At 69.1% G+C, this 21,790-nt stretch carries 19 protein-coding genes and 1 tRNA gene; 5 read left to right on the forward strand and 15 right to left on the reverse strand.

From position 1 onward, the window contains the following. Nucleotides 1-33: 33 nt before the first annotated feature. Genes ACOPJ3_RS04900 through ACOPJ3_RS04915 form a run of 4 tightly spaced genes read right to left on the reverse strand, consistent with a single transcriptional unit; the run spans nt 34 to nt 5,195 of the window. Complete coding sequence (locus ACOPJ3_RS04900) at nt 34-1,623, reverse strand: ABC transporter ATP-binding protein (protein ID WP_427870716.1); 1,590 nt, start codon at nt 1,621-1,623, stop codon at nt 34-36. Then, complete coding sequence (locus tag ACOPJ3_RS04905) at nt 1,620-2,507, reverse strand: ABC transporter permease (RefSeq protein WP_427870717.1); 888 nt, start codon at nt 2,505-2,507, stop codon at nt 1,620-1,622. The genes ACOPJ3_RS04900 and ACOPJ3_RS04905 overlap by 4 nt, the downstream gene beginning before the upstream one ends. Beyond that, nucleotides 2,500-3,510 (reverse strand): ABC transporter permease, encoded by a 1,011-nt coding sequence (locus ACOPJ3_RS04910; RefSeq protein WP_427870718.1) that lies wholly within the window; start codon nt 3,508-3,510, stop codon nt 2,500-2,502. The genes ACOPJ3_RS04905 and ACOPJ3_RS04910 overlap by 8 nt, the downstream gene beginning before the upstream one ends. After that, entirely contained in the window at nt 3,495-5,195 is a 1,701-nt protein-coding gene (locus ACOPJ3_RS04915; RefSeq protein ID WP_427870719.1) for an ABC transporter substrate-binding protein, read from the reverse strand. The genes ACOPJ3_RS04910 and ACOPJ3_RS04915 overlap by 16 nt, the downstream gene beginning before the upstream one ends. A gap of 251 nt (nt 5,196-5,446) precedes the next feature. On the opposite strand from ACOPJ3_RS04915, the gene ACOPJ3_RS04920 reads away from it, so the two are divergent. Together ACOPJ3_RS04920 and ACOPJ3_RS04925 are read left to right on the forward strand one after the other, a co-directional pair. Continuing rightward, nucleotides 5,447-6,061: a CueP family metal-binding protein gene (locus tag ACOPJ3_RS04920; RefSeq protein WP_427870720.1), complete on the forward strand. Its 615-nt coding sequence runs from the start codon at nt 5,447-5,449 to the stop codon at nt 6,059-6,061. A 75-nt stretch (nt 6,062-6,136) separates the two neighbouring features. Next, on the forward strand, nt 6,137-6,778 hold the full coding sequence (locus ACOPJ3_RS04925; protein WP_427870721.1) for a LysE family translocator: 642 nt from the start codon (nt 6,137-6,139) through the stop codon (nt 6,776-6,778). Nucleotides 6,779-7,135: 357 nt separating this feature from the next. Here ACOPJ3_RS04925 and ACOPJ3_RS04930 read toward each other — a convergent pair whose 3' ends face one another. From ACOPJ3_RS04930 to ACOPJ3_RS04945, 4 genes are read right to left on the reverse strand one after another with little or no spacing between them, the layout of a single operon-like run. Next, nucleotides 7,136-8,314: an amidohydrolase family protein gene (locus ACOPJ3_RS04930; RefSeq protein ID WP_427870722.1), complete on the reverse strand. Its 1,179-nt coding sequence runs from the start codon at nt 8,312-8,314 to the stop codon at nt 7,136-7,138. Nucleotides 8,315-8,316: 2 nt separating this feature from the next. Beyond that, complete coding sequence (locus ACOPJ3_RS04935; protein ID WP_427870723.1) at nt 8,317-8,925, reverse strand: amino acid synthesis family protein; 609 nt, start codon at nt 8,923-8,925, stop codon at nt 8,317-8,319. 22 nt (nt 8,926-8,947) lie between these two features. Continuing rightward, complete coding sequence (locus tag ACOPJ3_RS04940; RefSeq protein WP_427870724.1) at nt 8,948-9,565, reverse strand: cysteine hydrolase family protein; 618 nt, start codon at nt 9,563-9,565, stop codon at nt 8,948-8,950. Nucleotides 9,566-9,568: 3 nt separating this feature from the next. Further along, nucleotides 9,569-10,930, reverse strand: a complete 1,362-nt coding sequence (locus tag ACOPJ3_RS04945; protein ID WP_427870725.1) for a purine-cytosine permease family protein — start codon at nt 10,928-10,930, stop codon at nt 9,569-9,571. 309 nt (nt 10,931-11,239) lie between these two features. Between ACOPJ3_RS04945 and ACOPJ3_RS04950 the strand changes: the two genes are divergently transcribed. Then, nucleotides 11,240-11,866: an IclR family transcriptional regulator gene (locus tag ACOPJ3_RS04950; protein WP_427870726.1), complete on the forward strand. Its 627-nt coding sequence runs from the start codon at nt 11,240-11,242 to the stop codon at nt 11,864-11,866. Nucleotides 11,867-11,889: 23 nt separating this feature from the next. Here ACOPJ3_RS04950 and ACOPJ3_RS04955 read toward each other — a convergent pair. Beyond that, nucleotides 11,890-11,961, reverse strand: a tRNA-Lys gene (locus tag ACOPJ3_RS04955). 144 nt (nt 11,962-12,105) lie between these two features. On the opposite strand from ACOPJ3_RS04955, the gene ACOPJ3_RS04960 reads away from it, so the two are divergent. Then, nucleotides 12,106-12,735, forward strand: a complete 630-nt coding sequence (locus tag ACOPJ3_RS04960; protein WP_427870727.1) for a hypothetical protein — start codon at nt 12,106-12,108, stop codon at nt 12,733-12,735. A 412-nt stretch (nt 12,736-13,147) separates the two neighbouring features. Here ACOPJ3_RS04960 and ACOPJ3_RS04965 read toward each other — a convergent pair whose 3' ends face one another. From ACOPJ3_RS04965 to pstS, 5 genes are all read right to left on the reverse strand, one after another. Then, the gene (locus ACOPJ3_RS04965; RefSeq protein WP_427871173.1) at nt 13,148-14,953 is read right to left on the reverse strand and encodes an amino acid transporter; all 1,806 of its coding nucleotides are present in this window, start codon (nt 14,951-14,953) and stop codon (nt 13,148-13,150) included. Nucleotides 14,954-15,279: 326 nt separating this feature from the next. Beyond that, nucleotides 15,280-16,059: a phosphate ABC transporter ATP-binding protein PstB gene (pstB, locus tag ACOPJ3_RS04970; protein ID WP_427870728.1), complete on the reverse strand. Its 780-nt coding sequence runs from the start codon at nt 16,057-16,059 to the stop codon at nt 15,280-15,282. A 48-nt stretch (nt 16,060-16,107) separates the two neighbouring features. Next, nucleotides 16,108-17,229: a phosphate ABC transporter permease PstA gene (gene pstA / locus ACOPJ3_RS04975; protein ID WP_427870729.1), complete on the reverse strand. Its 1,122-nt coding sequence runs from the start codon at nt 17,227-17,229 to the stop codon at nt 16,108-16,110. Next, nucleotides 17,229-18,167: a phosphate ABC transporter permease subunit PstC gene (gene pstC, locus ACOPJ3_RS04980; RefSeq protein WP_427870730.1), complete on the reverse strand. Its 939-nt coding sequence runs from the start codon at nt 18,165-18,167 to the stop codon at nt 17,229-17,231. Before pstC ends, pstA begins: the two co-directional genes overlap by 1 nt. Nucleotides 18,168-18,278: 111 nt before the next feature. Continuing rightward, the gene (gene pstS, locus ACOPJ3_RS04985; RefSeq protein WP_427870731.1) at nt 18,279-19,379 is read right to left on the reverse strand and encodes a phosphate ABC transporter substrate-binding protein PstS; all 1,101 of its coding nucleotides are present in this window, start codon (nt 19,377-19,379) and stop codon (nt 18,279-18,281) included. A gap of 154 nt (nt 19,380-19,533) precedes the next feature. On the opposite strand from pstS, the gene ACOPJ3_RS04990 reads away from it, so the two are divergent. Continuing rightward, complete coding sequence (locus ACOPJ3_RS04990; protein ID WP_427870732.1) at nt 19,534-20,766, forward strand: CapA family protein; 1,233 nt, start codon at nt 19,534-19,536, stop codon at nt 20,764-20,766. Between the two features lie 50 nt (nt 20,767-20,816). Here the strand turns inward: ACOPJ3_RS04990 and ACOPJ3_RS04995 are convergent, their stop codons facing one another. After that, nucleotides 20,817-21,788, reverse strand: coding sequence for a diacylglycerol/lipid kinase family protein (locus ACOPJ3_RS04995; RefSeq protein WP_427870733.1), 972 nt, complete (start codon nt 21,786-21,788; stop codon nt 20,817-20,819). Nucleotides 21,789-21,790 lie beyond the last annotated feature (2 nt).

The raw sequence follows: 21,790 nt of genomic DNA on the forward strand, positions 1-21,790 counted from the left end.
GCTCGGCCCATCGGCGCACCGATCCGCGCCCCGCTACTCCGCTGCGACCCTGTCCCTGGCCCACTGCCGGACGTCCTCGATGCGATCGGCGATCCTGGTCAGCATTGCGACGTCGTGACTCACGATCACGATGCCGCATCCCCAGTTCAGGGCGGCCTCCCGCAATCCGCGCATGACCGCGAGCGCGGTGGGAGCATCGAGCGCCGCGGTGGGCTCGTCGCAGAGGATGACGTCGGGTCGCTGCGCCAGCACCCGGACGAGAGCCGCGCGCTGCAGCTGCCCGTCGGAGACCGCTTGAGGCCGCCTCGTCAGGAGCTTCTCGTCGAGACCGATCTCGAGGCTGAAGGCTTCGAGCCGGTCGTCCGCACGGTCGTCCCCGGTCAGGCGCCCGGCCCTCGCAGCCTCCCGCTCCGCGAGCCGAATGGCCCGCTCCAGGCGAATGCGCGGGTCCATGGCGGTCCGCGGCGATTGGAACACCAGGCCGATCCGCCCGCGCGTCGAGCTGCCGACGGGCTCCTTCTCGAGCAGCACCCTCCCCGCGCTGGGGCGCTGCAGGCCGCTCAGCGTCCGCAGGAGCGTGGTCTTCCCCGATCCCGAGGGGCCAGTGATGCCCACGATCTCGCCCGGTCGAACGGTGAGGTTGACGTCTTCGAGGATGACGCGTCGGCTCGCACCCGCCTCGACGACTGCGCACTCAAGATGCTCCGCGCGCAGCCCCGATCCCGGCCCGCGCGGGAGGTCGTCGCTCGCGACCGGGATCCGCCCCGCGCCCTCGCGCCGGAGATCTTCGGCCGGCGGGGCGACGAGGCGGCGCGTGTGCTCGTGCGCGGGGGAGTCCAGGATCACCCGCGCGCTGCCGCTTTCCACGACCTCGCCGTCGCGCATGACGGTGATGGTGTCGACCAGCTCGGTCCGGCGCAGTTGCGCCAGGTCGTGCGTGACCAGCAGCACCGTGCGACCGCAGTCCGCGTGGTCACGCAGCAGGCGCAGGATCGTGTCGCTCAGCGCGGAGTCCAGCGCTGACGTTGGCTCGTCGGCGAGGATCAGCTCCGGATCGCCCGCCAACGCGAATGCGAGCGTGGCGCGCTGGGCCATCCCGCCCGAGAGCTGGTGGGGATACAGGGACATCGTCGCAGGACCCAGCCCGACCTCGGCGAGCAACTCGGCGGGCGCTCGCGTGGCGCCCACGGCGTCGCAGGTTTCGACCAGCTGCGACCCGAGGGTGCGCACAGCCGTCAGCGCGGTGGCCGCTGACTGCGGCACCACGGCAACGGTTCTCCCCGCGAGCGCAGAGGTCGGCGGGAGCGCCGCGAACGGGGATGACGCGTGGGGCTGCACCAGCGAGACGTCCTCGCGCCCCGTCGAGAGGCGGGCCTGCCCGGACGTCACGGACGCCGGGGGCAGCGAGCGGCTCAGGGCGCGCACGAGGGTGCTCTTGCCCGAGCCAGAATCCCCGATCAGGGCGTGTACCTGGCCGCGCTCCAGGCGAAGATCGACCCCGGTCAGCACCGGCACGAGTGCGCCGCCATCCTGCACGCTCACGGCAAGGCGATCGACGCGCACACCGTCGGCGATCCGGCCCGCGATTGAGCGCCGGGCGGGAATTTCTGGATGCTCATTCAAAGCGTTTCTCCGTTGATTCGGCGGGCGAAGCCCTGGCCCAGGACGCCGATGGCGAGCGTCACCAGCACGAGCGCGCCTGCCGGGAACACCAGCAGCCACCACTGGCCGAGCAGGATGCCGGCCTGCGCGTCCGAGAGCAGCGTGCCGAGGCTCGGCTCGTGCGGCGGCAATCCGATTCCGAGGAACGAGAACGTCGACTCGTGCCAGACGATGTGTGGCACGGTCAGCAACGCCGAGATCACCGCCTGCCCCGCGACCGCTGGGAGCAGGTGGATCGCGATGATCCTGGGACGTGACATGCCGCTGAGCCAGGCGGACGCAACGAGATTGGAGTGGCGCAGCGCGAGCGTTTGGGCGCGGACGATGCGGGCGATCGTCACCCAGTGGGTGATCACCATGGCGACCACGATGGCAAGGACCTCGCCGCGGAACATCGCCACGATCACGAGGCCCAGCACGAGGTGCGGAAGCGCGTTCACGGTGTCGGCGAATCGCATGAGGAGCTGGTCGACGGCGCCGCCGAGGTATCCGGCGACGACCCCGACGATCACGCCCGCCGCCGAGGCGACGAGGGCCACCACGAGGGCGATCGCGATCGATAGTCGGAGGGCGATCGCCACGCGAACGAAGAGGTCGCGGCCCTGAGAGTCGGTGCCGAAGAGATGCTCCCAGCTGGGCGCGTGGCCGGCAACGGCGAAGTCGACGATTCGCGAGTCGTGCGGGATGAGCAGGGGAGTCAGCAGCGCGAAGGCACCGAGAAGGGCGAGCGTCACCGCAGCCAAGCGCACGCTCGCGCCGCGGCGGCGGATCCGGGGCCGGGGGATCCCGCGCCGTGCGATCCGGGGCCGTGCGATCCGGGGCCGTGCGATCCGGGGCTCAGACATCGCCATCCACCCGCGGGTCGAGCCGCACGTAGAGTACGTCGGCGATGAGCATGGAGGTCAGCACCAGCGCGGTAGTCGCGAGGGTCAGGGTGGCGAGCAGCGCCAAGTCGAGTCGCTGCGCGGCCTGGACGATGGCGGATCCGAGGCCGGGCCAGGCGAACACCGCCTCAACGATCGCCGATCCGGCCACCAGCTCGGGCAGTCGCATCGCGACCAGGGCGATGAACGGCGGAAGCGCGAGCGGCAGGAGGTGGTGCAGGATGACGGTGATCCGCCGGATCCCGCGCAGCCGCGCGAAGGCGATCGCATCGTCGCGCAGGGTGTCGCGCAGCGTCTGCCTGAGCCCGAGAATCAGCCACGGCATCTGCGACAGCGCCAGCACGATCGTGGGGAGCGCGAGGTGGGAGAGGACGCCGCCCGGAGTGATGGGCTCGCCCGGTCGTGTCAGTCCGCCCGTGGGGCTCAGGTGCAGTGTGACGGCGAACACGGCGATGACACCCATCCCGATCACGAACGGCGGCAGCGCCTGCAGGAGCGTCGCGATCATTGAGATCCCCCGATCCAGCGCAGAACCCGGCCGCAACGCCGCTGCGACGCCCATGACCATCGAGGCGAGCACGCCGACGCCGACGCCCGCGGCGCCGAGCAGCAGGGTCCAGGGGAGCCGCTCCAGGAACACCTGGCTGACGCTCTGCCGGTAGACGAGGGACTGGCCGAAGTCGCCGTGCAGCGTCCCGCTGGCCCAGGACCACCATGTGCCCCACCAGGGCTGATCGAGCCCCAGGTGAGCGCGCATCTGCTCGCGCTGCTCGGGGGTCAGGCTCGCGGACTGCCCATTCAGATACGCGTCGAGTGGATCGAGCGGGCTCAGCGCGGCGAGGGCGAAGACGCCCATGCTGACGATCACGAGGATCGGCAGCATGAACGTCAGCCGCCTGGTGATCACCCGGGCGATCGGCGCCCGCCGATTCGCCCGGGTGATCGATGTCACTTGCGCGTCCACTCGGCGATCGTGTACCACGGGCCGAACTCCACGCCGTGGGAGTGCGGCTCGAGCACCGAACCGGGCTCATCCCAGCCCTGATTGCGCGAGACGTACACGTGATCGAGGTAGGCGAGCTGCAGCATGCCTGGATCGGCCGCGTAGGCCTTCTGGAAGTCGCGGTAGTGCCCGTCCCGAACGGCCGCGTCGGACTCGACCCGCGCGGCATCCAGTGCGGCATCAACGTCCGCATTGACGTAGTCGGAAGCGTTGTCCCACTTGGCGCCGACGCCGGGCACCGCGTACTGCGAGTGCAGCACCGTGTACAACTGCGCATCGATCGAGTAGGGCTGGCTTCCGCCGCCGAGCACGATCGGCGTCGTCTGGTAGTCCTGATCCGACACGTCCGCGGAGTTCTTGGCGACGGGGTTCACGGAGACGCCGATCTTCTGCAGGTCGGAGGCCGTTGCCAGCGCCAAGAGGCCGCGCGTCTCGCCGACGTTGGTGAAGTAGATCAGGTCGAAGGCGGCGGGGGTGCCGTCCTTCGCGCGCATGCCGTCGGATCCCTTCTTCCAGCCCGCCTCATCGAGCAGCCGCTCCGCCTGCTTGACGTCGTGCGGGATCTCCTGGGCCGGATCGTAGGCCTCGCCGTGGAACGGGGCCAGGAAGGTGGAGTTCGCCTGGCCGTTGCCGTCGAGCGCTCCGTCGACCATCGCCTTGCGGTCGACCGCGAGATTCAGCGCCATGCGGACCCGGGGATCGGAGACGAACGGGTGCGCCGCGGGGAGGGTGACGGCGTGCCAGTCCGCGCTCGGGCGGGACGTGATCGTGAAGGCATCGTCGCCTGCGAAGCTCTGCGCGAGGCGGGCATCCAGCGCGGTGCCGTCGCCCTCGCCGCTCTTGAGCTGCTGCGCGCGAGCGTTCTCGTCCTCGACGTGGCGCACGACGATCTCTGACACCTCCGGTGCCTCACCCCAGAAGTCGGGATTCGGGACGAACACCGCCTGGTCGGCGCGCAGGCTATCGAGCACGTACGGTCCGGTGCCGGTGGGATCCGTGTTGAGGGAGGAATCCTTCGCGGGCACGGCGTCCGGGGTCGACGCGTGCTCCTCGTCGAGGCGCTCGCTGGGAGCGATGCCGGCGAGGAGGAGGCGATCGAACTCCGGTGAGGGCGCCGCGAGGTGGAAGACGACGGTCTCATCGTCGGTCGCCTCAACGCTCTGCAGGTTCTGCCAGCGCACCAGCTCGGTCGAGGCCACGGCCGGGTTGATGAGGGCCGAGTAGGTGGCGACGACGTCCTCCGGGCCGAAGGTGGTGCCGTCCGAGAAGGTCACGCCAGTGCGGGTCTTGACGGTCCAGGTGCGGTTGCCGTCGCTCGGGACCGCCTCGGACGCCGCGAGCACCGGCTTCATCTCCGGCTGGGAGTTCGTCTTGCCCGGCACCGGGCGGAAGAGGCCCTGGTAGACAAGCGATTCGCCGTTTCGGCCGTGGTTGTTCACGGGGTTGTACGTGCCGAGCGGGTTGTTGTCGAGGATGACCACGCGGTTTGACGTCTCGTCGCCTGGCTGGATGCTGCCGCTTGCTGTCGAGGGGGCCGTGCACGCGGAGAGCGCGAGCGCGGCGGTGGCAAACGCGGCCGCCCCCACGGCGCAGCGGCGTGCGAGACGAGATGTGGAGGTCTGAGCTTTATTGATAACCATTCTCATGATCAATAGCATAGCTGACCTCGGCATCCGGTGTTCGCCACCCGGACGCCCGCGGAGCGCGCGGCACCCCCGCCCACCTTGCCGGTTCTGCGCTGCATGTGCGATTTATCGCGAAAAAAAGGCTCGGGTAGCGCAGAACCGGCAAGGTGTGGTCAGGTGGGCGTGGCAGGATACCCCTGGCGGGTATATTTCCGTGCCTGCCTCAACTCGGACCTGGGGGGATTGCGTTGGTCGTTGTGGGTGGAATACGGGTGCGGCTCGGGGCCGTCGCGGGCGCGCTCGCGGCGAGCGTGCTCCTGCTCGCGGGCTGCTCGGGCGCCGCGAGCCAGGAGCCTCCCGCGGCGCCGGCGGCGGTCGAGGCCGACGAACTCCTCGCTCCGCACGGCCTCGCCGGGCTCGACGCGAAGCAGGTGATCGACGAGCTCGAGGCGACGCCGGTCGCCGAGCGGCCGAAGGATCTCATGGCGTCGGTGCAGCCTGAGGAACTCGTGCTCAGCAACGCTCGGGGCGAGGAGGCGCGCCTCCCGATGCCGGAGGACGAGTTCTATGTTTCCGTCGCGCCCTATGCGGAGGCGACGCACGAGTGCCACTTCCACAGCCTCACGAGCTGCCTCGGCGAGCTTTCGAATGAGCAGATCGGGATCGAAGCCGAGGCGGTGGGAGGCGAGAACACCGGGGCCGGCGCCTGGTCGCTCGCCGAGCAGCGCACGACCGCCGACAACGGCTTCGCCGGGGTGTGGCTGCCGCGCGACCGCGAGATCGCGCTCCGGATCACGCACGAGGGTGGGGTCGCCGAGCGCGTCATCTCAACGGGGGAGCCGGACGCCCCGACCTGCATCACGACGATGCGACTCGGAGCCGCATAGTCCGAGTCGCAAGGCTCGCCCCGTCCACGTCCCAGCGACCGTCGACTTGCCGGTTCAGCGGGGTACGCTGTGGTGGTGTCGTTCTCGGTCTGGGTGTCGCTGCTTGCCGCGACCGTCGTCATCAGCCTGACGCCCGGGGCCGGCGCCATCAACACGATGTCGAACTCGATGAGCGTCGGCTGGCGGAGGTCCGGCTGGGGCGTGCTCGGCCAGCAGCTCGCGCTCATCGTGCACATCGGAGTCGTCGCAGCGGGCGTCGGGGTGCTCGTCGCGCAGAGCCCCGTGCTCTTCAATGCGATCCGCTATGCGGGCGCCGCGTATCTCGTCTATCTCGGGATCCGGCTCATCATCGCGCGCCCGGATGCCCCCGCGGCACCCCGCCCCGACGGCGACGAGGCCGATGCTCCGCCCACCGAGAGTGCCTGGTCGCTCGCGCGGCGAGGCTTCTGGGTCAACATCCTGAACCCGAAGGCCATCGTGTTCTTCCTCGCGTTCCTGCCCCAGTTCATCCGGGTGGATCAGCCGGCGATCCCGCAGTATCTCGTGCTCATCGTCACCGTTGTCGCGGTGGATCTCGTCGTGATGTGGGGCTTCTTCGCGGTCGCCGCCCGTCCGTTCCGCCGATACTCGGAGTCACGGCGCGGCCAGCGCGTGCTCAACTCAACCTTTGGGTCGCTCTTCGTGGCCGTCGCGGGCCTGCTCGTCTTCGTCCACTGAGTGAGCGCGCAAAAAAAGGCGCGATACCACCCGCCGCACACTGGGGGGGAGCATGCAACGGGCGGCATCGCGGTCTGTGGGCCCGGCGACGATGAGCGCCGGACGTGACCGAAAGGCATCGCCAATCAATCTGTGTACTTCGCGCCGATATCAGAGAATCGGCGCCTTCCCCCCGGATAATTTACGAGTGTAGCAAATCTCATCAGATGAATAGTTGAAAGTTTCATGGGAATGAAATTCTCAACGGTGCGAACACGCTGATGGCCAGCGACGGAACCGGCCACCGCAACGCAGAAATGGGCTCCATGTGCATGAAACCCAATTCTGAGGGGAGCGGATCGCCAGGCTTCTCGCAGGCTATGCCAGCCCTCCCAGGCTAGCAGCGTGCTCGGGCGGGGGCGTTACGGAACTGCGCGTGATGACGATTTCGCCGTCGACCAGGACGACCATGACCGCGGGCACGTTTCCGTTCGACATGGCGTCGAACGCGCTGGCCGTTTCCGATCCCAGGGGGTTCGAGAGAACCACAAGATCGGCCTGTGCGCCCGCCTCGATGACGCCGAGCGGATTTCCCGAGGGCGACAGCAGCCCGTACCGAGCGGCCGCAACCCCGCTCGCGATCGCGAGCGCCTGCACCGGATCGAGCCCGCCGAGGCTCGCCGCCTCGGTGATCGTGCGCAGGAGCGCGAGCGGCACGACCCCGGTGCCCGAGGGCGTGTCGGTGCCGAACTGCAGGCGGTGCAGCTCCCCGCGCTCGCCGAGCTTCCGGACGATCTGGCTCGCCACCTGCGCGTTGCCGGCGAACACGAGCTCGATCGCGACCTCGGTCTCCTCGATCAGCGCGAAGGCCTCCTCGACCGGGCGGGCCGTGGGGCCGCCGTTCGCGTGGCTGATGACCGTCGGCCGGATCCGAAGCGCCATCCCGGCGTCCACGACGCTCGATCCGGGAACCGACGCCCCGCCGAAGTGCAGCGGGGCGACCCAGCCGAGCGACTTCGCGTGCGCCACGAGCTCCGCGATCCGCGACACGTCCTTCTCGGATCCGAGCCCGATCTCACCGAGCCGCCGCACGCCGAGCGCGTGCAGCGTGTCGAGATCCTGCTCAGTGATGCCCCGGTCGAGGAGGAGGGCACCGCCGAACACCCGGGAGCAGCCGGGCTGACGGGTTCGCGAGGTGAGGAACGCGGCCGCGCAGATCGCGGCGGCCTCGGCGCCGTCCTTTTGCCGCCCGGGCCAGTGGGTCTCGCCCGCGGAAACGAGCGACGTGACGCCGCCGTTCAGCGTGCGCGCCGTCCAGCCGACCGCGTTCTGCCGCGGGGTGAAATCGCCGATGACGGGGTGCGAGTGGGTGTCGATGAGGCCGGGAACGACCGTCGCACCGCGAACGTCGATGACGCGATCCGCGCGATCGGGCGAGATCCCGAACCCCACCTCGCGGACGAGCTCGTCCTCGACGAGAATCGAATCGCCGTCGGCGAGCGGCGCGTCGAGCCGCCCGGAGACGATCGCGCCGCAGTTCGCAAGCAGAACCCGCATGCCTAGTTGATCCCGTCCTCGCCGATCGCGTCCTCCTCCATCAGGCCGCCCATGCGCGCGTGCGGGCGCGGGCCATCGGTCACCGCGAGCAGGAGGAGCAGCTCGTCGGACAGCGGCGCGTCGGCCACGCTCACCGTCACGGAGTCGAAGTAGTCGCGGATCTTCATCGCGCGCTTGTGGTGCACCGGAATGTCGACCGTGCACCCCGTGCCCCCGCGCTTCTTCACGCTCGGCAGGATCGAGATCCCCTCGGCGATGTCCCGCGTCGGGCCACCGAACACCGGGTGGAGGAGGGCCGCAACGTGCTCGAGTTCACCCTGCTCGCCGACGACGCCCGCCTTGCCGTACGCCTTCACCTCGCCGGGCAGGAGCTCCATCGCGGTGGTCATGGCCCACGCCCCGAACACGCCGCCGGCCTCGCGCAGGAGCTGCAGCTCCTCGTCGTACACGCCGGCGAACGGGTTCTTCAGGACGGCGCCGACGACGACGCGGTGGATGGGGGCCGGGGCGGGGCGCCCGGCGTCGGCGGTGACGGTCTCGATCGTGCAGATGGTCTTGCGCACCTGGACGACTCCGTGGGCAGTGACGATCTCGGGAAGCGGGTTGGGCATGGCTGCTCCTTTTCTGGTTCGGCTAGGCGAGGCGGCTGACGGCGTCTTCGAGTGAGAGCACCTGGCCGAAGTGGGTGGCGATGTCGTACAGAGTCGATTCGTGCTCTCGTTCGCCGGTGGCCTTGCAGGCCTCCTCGACGACGAAGACGTCGTACCCGTTGAAGAAGGCGTCGTGGACGGTGCTGCGCACGCAGATGTTGAGCGCGACGCCGCACACGATGACCGAGCGGATGTCGTGCTCACGCAGGTACATGTCGAGGTCGGTGCCGAAGAAGGAGGAGTACCGGCGCTTCTTGATGAGCTTCTCGGCCTCGTCCGGAGCGAGATCGGGATGGATCTGCGCGCCGTGCCCCTCGCCGATGGCGTGCGGGATCCGGATCCGGAACAGCCCGTCAGCTCCCTCGGTGTGGCCGGGGCGCACCCACACGACCTTGCCGCCGGCGGCCCGGGTCGCGTCGACGAGGGCGCGGGTCGCGTCAATGACGGGTCCGGCGTCGCTCACCGGCATTTCGCCGGCCGGATCGAGGTACGCGTTCACCATGTCGACGACGATGAGGGCGCAGCGCTCCCGGTCAATGTCCGCGGGTGGCTGAGCGGACATCTTGTCCGAGAAGCCGTCGAGATCCTGTGTTTCTGTCATTGGTCATGCGCCTTTCGTGTAGAACTTGCCGCTTGTCGCCTTCGCCATGATCACATGGACCACGACCGCGACGGCGAAGCCGATGTACGCCGCGAAGCTGCTCACCGTGCCGAGGCCGGGCGTGAAGAGGATGATGGATCCGACCGTCACGGCAACGATCAGCGCGACGGGCCCGACGGGATTGAACGAGCGCACCCGCTCGCGCTCGAAGACCAGTTCGCGGGGGACGATCTTGAGCACGCGCCGGACGATCGTGAGATCCGCGACGATGCACCCCACCCATGCGAGCAGGAACACCCCGTTGAACGCGAGGAACGGCAGGATGTACTGGACGATATTGATGGCCATGAGCGGGATCGCAGCCACGCAGATGACGACCGTCCAGATGCGGCGGGCGTAGGGCGAGTGGTGCGCGCGATTGCTCACGCTCGTCAGCGCGATCGAGCCGAGGTGGATATTCGTGAGGTTGATGCGAATCTGCGAGACCCACGCGAGCACGACGGCGAGCAGCGGGCCGAGGAGGGTCGCGAACATCGAAGCCGGATTGCTGTCGCCGGTCGAGGCCGCGAAGAACATCCCGAGCGGCATCGCGAAGAAGAACATGAGGGCGTAGGGCAGCACGAGTGAGATCCAGAACGAGCTCTTGAACTTGCTCGGATGGATGTAGCGGTTGTAGTCCGCGGCCTCGATCGGGTTGAGCCCGATCGTGCCGGCGAGGCCGGCCAGGACGCCCGAGAGCGCGACCCCGGCCGCGATCCCTCCCGGCGCCTCGCCCACGAAGATCTGAGCGGGGAAGCCCCCGTTCAGACCCAGTGCGCGCACGATGGCGAGCGTGATGAGCACCACGTAGACCGGGATCGTGAGCCACATGAGCCAGGTGAGCTGCGTCGTGCCCTTCCAGAGCAGCGGAATGAAGATCGCGCCCGCGATGGCGTACCAGACGAGGGGCGGCAGGGGGAGGAGGTGCCCCGCGGCGTCCGCGAGGATCTGCCCCTCGATGGCCGTGTAGAAGATGAAGGTCACCGCGTAGATGAGCGAGGTCAGGATCGTGCCGGAGTACCCGAATCCGCACGCCCGCGTGATCAGCTCGGCGGTGAGGCCCTCGCGCGACGCGGCACGAGAGATGATCACGGCGAGCAGGATCAGTACGACGAAGCCGATCGCGAGGCCCGTCCACGTCGCCGTCGCACCGTAGGTGGAGAAGTAGGAACCGCCGGTCGCTAGGAAGAAGAACGCGGTGACGATCCCGAACAGGATCATGAAGATCGAGGACTGCCCGCGCCGCTCGGTGAGCGGGATCCGGGTGGAGGCGAAGTCGTCGGCGCGGTCGCTGCTCCGAAGGTCGTGTTGGGCGTCGTTGTCCACGCGAGCTCCTTTGGTCAGTTTCAGGCGCCGGGATGGCACCTGTCCGTCGAGACTGTATCCAGGCGACGATGGGCCTAGATAGATCGTGGCGCAAACATGCGGCGGGTGCGCGCCGGTCTTGGTGCCCGACGAAAGTGGGTTGATCAGCGTGAACGGGATTCGGCATTGCCGAACGCGGGAGGGGGAATTGGCCGCGGGCGACGATGCGGGCGGGTCGCGGGTGAGCCGCTCTGCAATACTCGGGGGATGGCTTCATCGGGGGAAACACGATCGCGGATTCTGAGCTCCTCGCTGAAATGCCTGAACCTCTTGACGCTCCTGTCGCAGCAGGGCATCCCGATGTCGCTCGGGCACCTCGCGGAGCGCTCAGGGCTGCCGAAGGGGACGGTGCATCAGCAGCTCCGCACGCTGATGGAGGCGGGGTACGTGATCCAGAACCCCGGCGGCAGTTACCAGGTGGCGCTCTCGACGATCACCCTCGGCACCGCGGCGCTCGAGCAGGCGAACCTGGGCTCCCAGATCGCGGCGCGCGTCGCCTCGCTTGCCGCCCGATCCGGTGAGACCGCGAGCCTCTCCGTCTTGCGCGACGGCCAGGTGTTCATCCTGTACCGGGTGACGATCGACAGCTCGCTCATGACGGACCTCGCGGCGGGGCGCACCATGCCGGCCTCGTCCTCGGCGTCCGGCCAGGTGCTGCGCGCCTTCGAGAATGAGGAACCTGCCGGACCGAATGCCGGATCGACCGAGACCGTCGCCGAGATCCGGAAGCAGGGCTACGCCGTGATCTCGGATGAATTCCTCGTCGGGATGACCACGATCGCGGTTCCCGTGCGCCTGCCGGGCATCGGCCTCGCGGCGCTCTCGCTCGCGGCGCCGACGTTCCGCTTCGACCAGGAGAAGCTGCTCGCTCTCCTCACGCGCTCCCGCGTGCTGTGACGCGGCGCCAGGCGAAAAACCGGTGCCCCCAGTAGGGATCGAACCTACGACCTGCGGATTAAAAGTCCGTAGCTCTACCGCTGAGCTATAGGGGCGCGGGCATGAGTCTATCGGAAACGAAAGCCCACCTTGCTCACCCTCGGCGAACAGCGTTTCGCTCACCCGGGGAGCAGGCGTAGACTCTCGGGGCCCGGCCCGCGAACCCCGATCGCGGCCCAGCGAGCTTGAGAAGGAGATCTGTGACGCGCGAGTATCAGCGGCCCGTCCTGCAGCCCACCGCGGACTTCGACTGGATCATCGGCTCCGACGAGCCCGGAGCTTCCCACCGCCTCGCCGAGGAGACGTCGTGGGCGCTCCTCGACCGGGTGAAGCGGGTGGCCGACCCCGAGGTCGTCGAGCGCGTCGTCGGGCTCGCGGCCGGCCCCGGACTCGGCGACATCGCGGAGCTGTGGGCGCGCGAGAGCGAGCACTCGCTCGCCGGCGTGCTGTGGCGGCTCTACCTGCTGCGCCGTGCGGTCGCCTCGGACCCCGAGGGCGCCGCCGACCTCTTCACGCGCGGCTCCGCGATCTCCGTGACGATCGATCCCGTGGTTGCGGGCGCGGCTGAGCCCGTGACGACCGGTGCCATCGCCGAGCTCTGCGACACGATCCTGCGCGGCGCGTTCACGGGGGATCTCGGCGACGCGCTGGATCGCGCCTCCGCGTATGCCCGCATCATGTCGCTCGGCTCGGCCGACCTCGCCGATTCCCGCGACGCGCACAACGACGAGCACGCCCTCGCCCTCACGACGCGCGCACTCCGCTACTCGAAGCTCGCGCTCGAGCTGCACGGCGGCGCCCGCCGCTGGCGCGACGGCACGCTCGGCTAGCTGTAGTCGCCCGTGAGGCTGGTGAGCGCGATCTAAAGGTCTGCGTGGCGCCCCCAACTCGTTGCGCTCAGCGAGGGATCTGCAGTCAAATCCAGGATTTTGGGCAGACAGCCTCACTGGGTGCAGAAATCTCGGCGGGTGCAGGCGGGCAATGTCCACCGCGGGACGGGGCGAGCCAGAGCGATCACAGGCAACCCCGAGCAATCCCGGGCGATCCGGGGCACGCCCGGGCGCTCGGATCCGGCCCCGGATCGGGATTGGGATCCGCCTCTGCGCTACACTGGGGATGCCGGGCCGCAGTAACCCCGGGCTCCAATTTTCGCCGCTTCGAGCGGCCTTCCGCCGAGAGGCGTTCTGCGGTCCGGCCTTTTCTTTGCCCCAGCCCCAGCCCCAGGCCCGGCCACAGCCCGCCTCAGGCGACGTGCACCCAGGGGCGGCGATCCAGCCGCGGCTCCGCTTCCCGCAGCACCTCGCGGGTCATGGGCGCGATCTCGCCCTCCCCGAAGAGGAAGAATCGGGCGAGGTTCGAGAGCGGGTTGCCCTCGGTCCAGCGGAAGTAGATGTGCGGTGTGCAGTCGAGCTCGCGGCTCAGATGCAGGGCGACCGCCGCGATGCCGTTCGGCACCGTGCTGCCGTCGACCCGGAGCACCCGGTAGCCGTGCCGGTTCTCGCCGCGCACGACGAGCTCGCCCTCGAAGTCGGAGCTGTCTGAGATGTCGATCTCGATGAACAGCACGTCGTTGTCGGGAAGTCGGTGGGCGTGCTGCGCGTGTTCGAGCTTCGCCGCGTATCGCTCGGGCGAGATGTCGCGCGGCTCGTGCGCGATGAGGCGGAGGGTGAGGTGGTGCGAATCGGCGATGAACTGGGCGGCGATCGGGTCGAGGCGCACCGACGTCGCCCGCAGCTCGGTCGAGCGGGCGATCCGGGAGACGAAGCTCACGGCCACGATTCCGATGATGAACCACGCCGCGATCTTGATACCGTCCGGCCGTTCGATGATGTTCGCGATCGTCGTGTAAATGAAGACGACGGAGACGATGCCGAAGCCGATCGTCGCGCCCCGCTCGCCCCGGCGCCTCGCCGTCAGGGTGACGGCGATTGCTGCCGAGGTGATGAGCACGAGCACGCCCGTCGCGTAGGCGCCACCCTGCTCGTCGACGCTCGCCTCGAAGATGATCGTGATGAGGAAGCCGATCGCCGTGAAGACGAGGACGAGGGGGCGCGTGGCCCGTGCCCAGGCCGGGGCCATGCCGTAGTGCGGGAGGTAGCGCGGCACGAGATTCAGGAGGCCCGCCATCGCCGAGGCGCCGGCGAACCACAGGATCGCGATCGTGATCAGGTCGTAGAAGGTGCCGAAGCCCTCGCCGAGGTAGGCGTGCGCGAGATACGCGAGCGCTCGGCCGTTCGCCTCGCCGCCCGGCTGGAACTCCCTCGCGGGGATGAGCGCGACGGTCGTGATCGAGGAGGTCACGAGGAAGCCGCTCATGATGAGCGCCGAGGTCGTCAGGAGACGCCTGGCGCCGCGGATCCGGCCGCGGGGGTGCTCCTCGGTGTCGCCCGGATCGCCCTTGATCTGGGGCATGACGGCGACGCCCGTCTCGAAGCCGGAGAGACCGAGCGCGAGCTTCGGGAAGACGATGAGCGCGATCGCGACGACGAGGAGGGGGTTGCCGTGCTGCGTGGTGAGAGTGCCCCACCAGTCGGTCACCACGACGGGGTTCGTGACGAGATGCTGGATCGCGACCACGACGACCACGAGGTTCGCGGCAAGGAAGACCGCGACGAGCACGGTCGCGAGCCGAATCGCCTCGCGGAAACCACGCAGGAAGACGACGCCGAGCCCCGCGAGGAGCGCGAGCGTGATGACGACCTGCTGGCCGCGCAGCGCCTCGGGCGCGAAGGGGTTCTCGATGAGGTGAGCCGTGGCGTCGGCCGCGGAGAGCGTCATCGTGATCATGAAGTCGGTCGCCGCGAAGCCGAGCAGCGCGAGCACCGTCAGCTTGCCACGCCACCGGGGGAGGAGCTTCGCGAGCATCGCGATCGATCCGGTGCCGTGCGGGCTCTCCTTCGCGACCCGGCGGTAGACGGGCAGGGCGCCGGCGAGCGTCACGACCACGAGCACGATCGTCGCGAGCGGCGCGACGGCGCCCGCCGCGAGCGCGGCGATGGCCGGCTGGTAGCCGAGCGTGGAGAAGTAGTCGAGCCCCGTGAGACACATGACGCGCAGCCAGTGCGTGCGCTTCTCGGCGTCGGGGCGACCGTGGGGCCCGGTCTGTTCGCCCGGCGCCTCCGCGGTGTCCGTGAGAAGCCAGGCGCGAAGCCGGGAGCGCCTGGTGATCGCGGGGAACTCGCCCGTCCGCTCGAGGGACGATCCCGGTGTTGCGTTGCTCACGGCGCAACGTTACGCCTGTGCGAGCGAGACTTTCCTGAATGAAACTTGTGAGTCTCGGATCCAGTCCGGTGACCGGCCCGCACCGAACGCGGCAGCGGGGGCCCCTCGCCTGTGCGCTGAGCCCCCGCTGCCGCGTTCCCGCGTCCCGCTGCTTACCCGAAGCGACCCGAGACGTAGTCCTCGGTGGCCTGGACGGAGGGGGTCGAGAAGATCTTCGACGTCTCGTCGTACTCGATGAGGTTGCCCGGCTTCCCGGTGCCCGCGATGTTGAAGAACGCGGTGCGGTCGGACACGCGGGAGGCCTGCTGCATATTGTGGGTCACGATCACGATCGTGTACTCCTGCTTGAGCTCGTCGATGAGGTCCTCGATCGCGAGGGTCGAGATCGGGTCGAGCGCCGAGCAGGGCTCGTCCATGAGGAGGACCTCGGGTGAGACGGCGATCGCGCGGGCAATGCAGAGGCGCTGCTGCTGGCCGCCCGAGAGGCCCGACCCCGGCTTGTCGAGGCGATCCTTGACCTCGTTCCAGAGGTTCGCGCCGGAGAGCGAGCGCTCCACCAGGGCGTCGGCGTCGCCCTTCGACATGCGGCGGTTGTTGAGGCGCACGCCCGCGAGCACGTTCTCCCGGATCGACATGGTCGGGAACGGGTTGGGACGCTGGAAGACCATGCCGACCTGGCGCCGCACGAGCACGGGATCGACGCCGGGTCCGTAGAGGTCTTCGCCGTCGAGCAGCACCTCGCCCTCGACGCGCGCGCCCGGGATCGCCTCGTGCATGCGATTGAGGGTGCGGAGGAAGGTGGACTTGCCGCATCCGGAGGGGCCGATGAACGCGGTGACGCTGCGCGGCTCGATGTTGATCGAGACGCCCTCAACCGCGAGGAACTTCGAGTAGTAGACGTTGAGATCCGAGACCTCGATGCGCTTGGACATGCGGTGGGTTCTTTCCTTCGGGATCGGGAAGCGAGCGGTCGTGGGAGCCTAGCGGCCCAGCTTGGGCGCAAACCAGCGGGCGATGAGCCGCGCGAAGAGGTTGAGCGCCATCACGATGAGGATGAGGAGGAGCGCCGCGGCCCATGCGCGCTCGAAGAACGCGAAGGCCGGGTTGCCCTGGTTCGCGAACTGCGTGTACACGTAGACCGGCAGCGACTGCATGCGGTCGGAGAACAGGTTGTAGTTCATCGACGCGGTGAACCCGGCGGTGATCAGCAGAGGAGCCGTCTCGCCGATCACGCGGGCGATCGCGAGCATGATGCCCGTCGTGATGCCGGCGATCGAGGTGGGGAGCACGATCTTCACGATCGTGAGCCACTTCGGCACGCCGAGTGCGTAGGAGGCCTCGCGCAGCTCGTTGGGCACGAGGCGCAGCATCTCCTCGCTCGAGCGCACCACGACCGGGATCATGAGAACTGAGAGCGACACCGCGCCGACGATGCCCATGCGGACCCCGGGCCCGAAGAACAGGGCGAAGAGCGCGAAGGCGAAGAGGCCAGCCACGATCGAGGGGATACCCGTCATGACGTCGACGAGGAAGGTGATCGTCTTCGCGATCCGGCCGCGGCCGTATTCGACGAGGTAGATCGAGGTCATGAGCCCGAGCGGCACCGAGATGATGGTCGCTGCGAGGGTGATGAGCAGAGTGCCGATCATCGCGTGCAGCGCGCCGCCGCCCTCGCCCGTGACGTTGCGCATCGAGGAGTTGAAGAACTCCGTATCGAAGCGCGCCATGCCATTGGACACCACGGTGATCGCGACCGAGACGAGGGGCACCATCGCGAGGAGGAACGCGCCCGTCACGAGGCCCGTGATGAATCGGTCCATGGCCTGCCGACTGCCCTCGACCGCGAGTGAGAGGAAGCTGATGACCGTGATGTAGAGCAGCGCGCCGATCAGGAATGCGCCGACGACCGAGAACGCACCCTCGGAAGCCGCTGCGAGGAGGCCGAAGAGCGCGAACGACACGACGAGGCTGCCGCCGAGCACGAGCCACGGGGTGGGCCGTGGGAGGCGATTGCCTGCGAGCGTCGAGCCGGCGCCTGAGGCGCGGACGGTGATGGCCACGGGATCGGTCCCCTTTTCTTTCAGGTCGGTCTGCTGGAGCATCAGTTCGCCGCCGAGAACTCTGCGCGGCGGCTGACGATCCAGCGTGCCGCTGCGTTGACGAGGAACGTCACGACGAACAGGATGAGGCCCGTCGCGATGAGGACGTTGATGTTCTCGCCGTAGGCCTCGGGGAACGACAGCGCGATGTTCGCCGCGATCGTGGACGGGTTCTCCGAGGTCAGAAGCTTGAAGCTGAGGACGCCGGTCGCGGAGAGCACCATTGCGACAGCCATCGTTTCGCCGAGCGCGCGGCCGAGCCCGAGCATCGCGGCCGACACGATGCCGGGGCGGCCGAAGGGCAGCACCGCCATGCGGATCATCTCCCAGCGCGTCGCTCCGAGCGCGAGGGCGGCCTCCTCGTGCAGCGAGGGAGCCTGGAGGAACACCTCGCGGCAGATCGCAGTCATGATGGGCAGGATCATCACGGCGAGCACGAGCGCGGCCGTGAGGATCGTGCGCCCCGTGCCCGACACGGTGCCCGAGAAAAGCGGGAACCAGCCGAGGTGCTCGTTGAGCCAGACGAAGATGGGCTGTACCGCAGGGGCGAGCACGCCGATGCCCCACAGGCCGAAGACCACGCTCGGGACGGCAGCGAGCAGGTCGACGACGTAGCCGAGGACCTGCGAGAGCTTGCGGGGAGCGTAGTGCGAGATGAAGAGCGCGATCCCGATCGAGAGGGGCAGCGCGATGAGGAGGGCTAGCGTCGCGGCCCAGACGGTGCCGAACACGAGCGGGCCGACGTAGGCCCAGAAGTTCGAGGTGAGGAGCGAGGCGGTTTCGTCGGTCGCCGTAAAGGCCGGAATGCTGCGGGCGATCAGGAAGATCGCGACCGCGGCGAGGGTGACGAGGATCATGCTGCCCGCGAAGAGCGCGGACCGCGAGAAGAGTCGGTCGCCGAGGCTCAGCACCGGCTTGGTTGGGGCGGAGGAGGCTGTCACTCGGACTCCTGGGTCTGCGTTCGGCTGGGAACTGGGGGGCGGATCGGGGTGTGGCCGTAACCACGTGTGCGGGCGCGGGACCGCGTGTGGTCCCGCGCCCGCGAAACCGGACTAGGCGATCGCGTCGATCGCGACCTTCACCTTGTCGCGAAGCTCGGAGGAGATGGGGGCGCTGCCCGCGCTCTCGGCCGCGGCCTTCTGGCCCTCCTCGCTCACGATGTAGCTGAAGTACTCCTTGACGAGCTCGGCGTTCTCCGGCTTCGCGTACTTCTCGCAGCCGACAAGGTAGCTCACGAGCACGATCGGGTAGACGCCCTCGGCCTTCGAGGTGCGGTCGAGCTTGATCGCGATGTCGTGATCGGTGCGGCCCTCCTCCTGCGAGGAAGCGTCGACGATCGCAGCGGCCGCCTCAGGGGAGTACGCGACGTACTTCTCGCCGACCTTGATCTCGACGGTGCCGAGGCCCTCGGCGCGCGAGGCGTCGGCGTAGCCGATGGTGCCGACGCCGTTCTTCACGGCCTCGACGACGCCCGAGGTGCCCTGCGCGCCCTCGCCGCCGAACTCGGTCGGCCAGGTCTCGATCGAGCCGACGGTCCAGTCCTCGGGCGCTGCGGCCGCGAGGTAGTCGGTGAAGTTGCCCGTCGTGCCCGAGTCATCCGAGCGGTGCACGGCGGAGATGTTCGCGTCGGGCAGCGTGACGTCGGGGTTCTGGGAGGCGATCGCGGGATCGTTCCACTTCGTGATCTTGCCCGAGAAGATCTTCGCGACCGTCGGCGCATCGAGCTTGAGCGAGTCGACGCCTTCGACGTTGAAGATCAGGGCGATCGGGGAGATGTACGCGGGGAACTCGACGATGCCAGCGTCGGTGGCGCAGGCCTCGAACGGGCCGGCGGAGACCTCATCGGTCTTGAACGCGCGGTCCGAACCAGCGAAGGCGCTCGCGCCCTGCTGGAAGGTCTCGCGACCGGCGCCGGAGCCGGAGGGCTCGTAGTTGACGGTGACATCGGGGTTCGCGCTCTGGAACGCGGCGATCCAGGCCTCCTGGGCGGATCCCTGCGACGAGGCGCCTGCTCCGACGAGCTCGCCCGAGAGGCTGGAGCCGTCGCCGCCGTCGGTCGTACCCCCGCCTGCCTCGTTGGCAGCGCAAGAGGTGAGCGTGAGCGCGGCGATACCACCGATCGCTGCAACCTTGGTCAGTGCTGAGAGCTTCACTTCGGATGGATCCTATCTGAGCGAGGAACGGGTTCTGATGGCCGGTGACGACCACAATCTCCACGCTAGGGTTGCTTCGTGACGCGCGGTCTGCCGGGAAGTGAACAGCAGGTGAACGTGCAGCATCGGCGCGGATCGCGGGTAGCATGAGCGCGTGAGTAGAACGAAGCGGTTCGCCGCGCTTGGAGCCGCGGTCCTCCTCATTTCCGGGCTTTCGGCGTGCGCGCCGGAGCCGGAAACTGAGCCGGCCGCGGAGAAGACCGAGACGCCCACTCCGACGCCGACCCCTGAGCCGACGCCGGAGCCGCAGCCCGGCGTTGGGCCCGCGTGCCCGACGGACCACTGCGTCAGCGTTGCCGTCTCCGGCGACCTGCTCTTCCATCAGGGACTCTGGTCGCCGTTCGCGATCCCGACCGACGCCGAGGGGCGCAACTTCGATTTCGTGCCGCTGCTCGAGGGCCAGAAGGCGTACCTCGACCGCTCCGACCTCGCCATCTGCCAGATGGAGACGCCGCTCGCACCGTCGGGCGGGCCCTACGCCGGCTACCCGGCGTTCAATACGCCGCCCGAGGTCGCGGCCGCGGCGAAGGCCGTCGGCTACGACGTCTGTACGACGGCCTCGAACCACACGGTGGACCAGGGCACGGAGGGCCTGATCCGGACCCTCGACGAGCTGGATCGTCAGGGGATCCAGCACACGGGTTCCTACCGGGCCGAGGGTGAGCGCGACGTCCCGCTCATCGTTGAGGCGAACGGTGCGAAGATCGCGATCATCACCTCGACGTTCTCGCTCAACGGGCTCTACGCCGAGCACGAGTGGCAGGTCGACTACGGGGGAGAGGCACTCGGCCTCGATCCGGATCGCGCGATCGCGAAGGCGAAGAAGGCCCGCGAAATGGGGGCCGATCTCGTGATCGGGGTGCAGCACGCCGGAACCGAGTACGCGACGGCGCCCGACATCCAGCAGACGTCGAACGCGCACGCGCTCGTCGACAGCGGCGAGTTCGACTTCGTCTACAACCACCACACCCATTCGGTCCAGCCGCTCGAGGTGTACGGCGGGCGGTGGATCCTCTACGGCACGGGGAACACGATCAGCGAGAGCGCCCCGCCGGCCCAGCGGGTGAACAACGAGTTCCTCATGGTTCGCGTGCAGTTCGCCCAGCAGGCGGATGGCAGCTGGGGAGTAAACGACCTCGCGTGGAACGCCGCGACGAACACGCAGAACGGCGGCTACAAGTGGTGCTCCGTCATGCCGGATCAGCCGCAGGGCGTGTGCCAGACGCCCGAGGTCGACGCCGGCGTGCTCGAGCGCACCCGCGCCACGGTCAACAGCATGGGCGCGGCAGACGCGGGAGCCAGGGAGTGGCTCATCACCCAGGAGTGAGGGAGCATCCCCGTGGCGCGCGCGATCGCGCCGCGCCGCGCTTCGCGGCCCTACGCGAGTAGCCTGAGCGCGCCCGGCGCAACCGTGACACGGAACGGGCCTGATCCGACGCGCTCGCCGTCGGCGTAGGCGACCTCGCCGGGCGCGTCGATCGTGAAGCCGGTGCCGCGCGTGAAGCGCACCTCCGGCAGCGCGCCGTGCCGCCCGCGGGCGAGCACGCCGAGCACGCTGAGGAGGCGGGGGCGCGTCACGGCGATGACCTCGACGAGGTCGAGCTGGCCGTCTGAGGCGTCGGCGTCGGGGGCGATCGGGATCCCGCCGCCGAGAGACCCGATGTTCATGACGGTCGCGAGGAGCCCGGCGAACTCACGAGTTCGCCGGATGCCGCCCGGGCCATGTTTCGTGGCGGCCCCAGGCACCGGATCGACGTCGACCGAAAACCGCCTGGGCCGGAGCGCCACGATCTCGCCGAGGAGGGCCAGCTGGTAGCGCAGCGGGCCGAGGGGGAGCCGCAGATCGTTGGCGCGGCGGTTGATCGCCGCGTCGAAACCGACCGAGAGGCCGCCAGCGAACCACGTCGTGGCCACCTCGCCCGGCCGCTCGGGATCCGGCCGCGTGACGACGCCGAGGTCGACAGGCCGGGGCGACTCGATGGCCGACAGGATGCGCGCGAGCGCGGCGCGGGGGCGGCCCGGGAGCCGGAACTGCCTGGCGAAGTCGTTGCCCGAGCCCGCGGGCACGATCCCGAGCGGGAGCTCGCGCACCTCTGCGAGCTGGAGCGCGAGGCCGAGAAGCCCGTCTCCGCCGACGAGGATGAGGCCGCGCAGCCCATCGCGGGCGGCGGCGGCGATCCGCGCGGAGCAGTCTCCCGCGTCGCCGCCGGAGATCACGACGGCGTGCACGCCCGTCGCCTCGAGCCTGCGGCGCACGCGCTCGGCGACGCGCCGGCCCCGGCCGAGCGCCGAGGTGGGGTTGACGACGAGGCCGAACGGTGCGTCGGCCCCGCGATGGGGGGTGCTCACGG

Source organism: Leucobacter luti (assembly GCF_050310065.1).
GTDB lineage: Bacteria > Actinomycetota > Actinomycetes > Actinomycetales > Microbacteriaceae > Leucobacter > Leucobacter luti_B.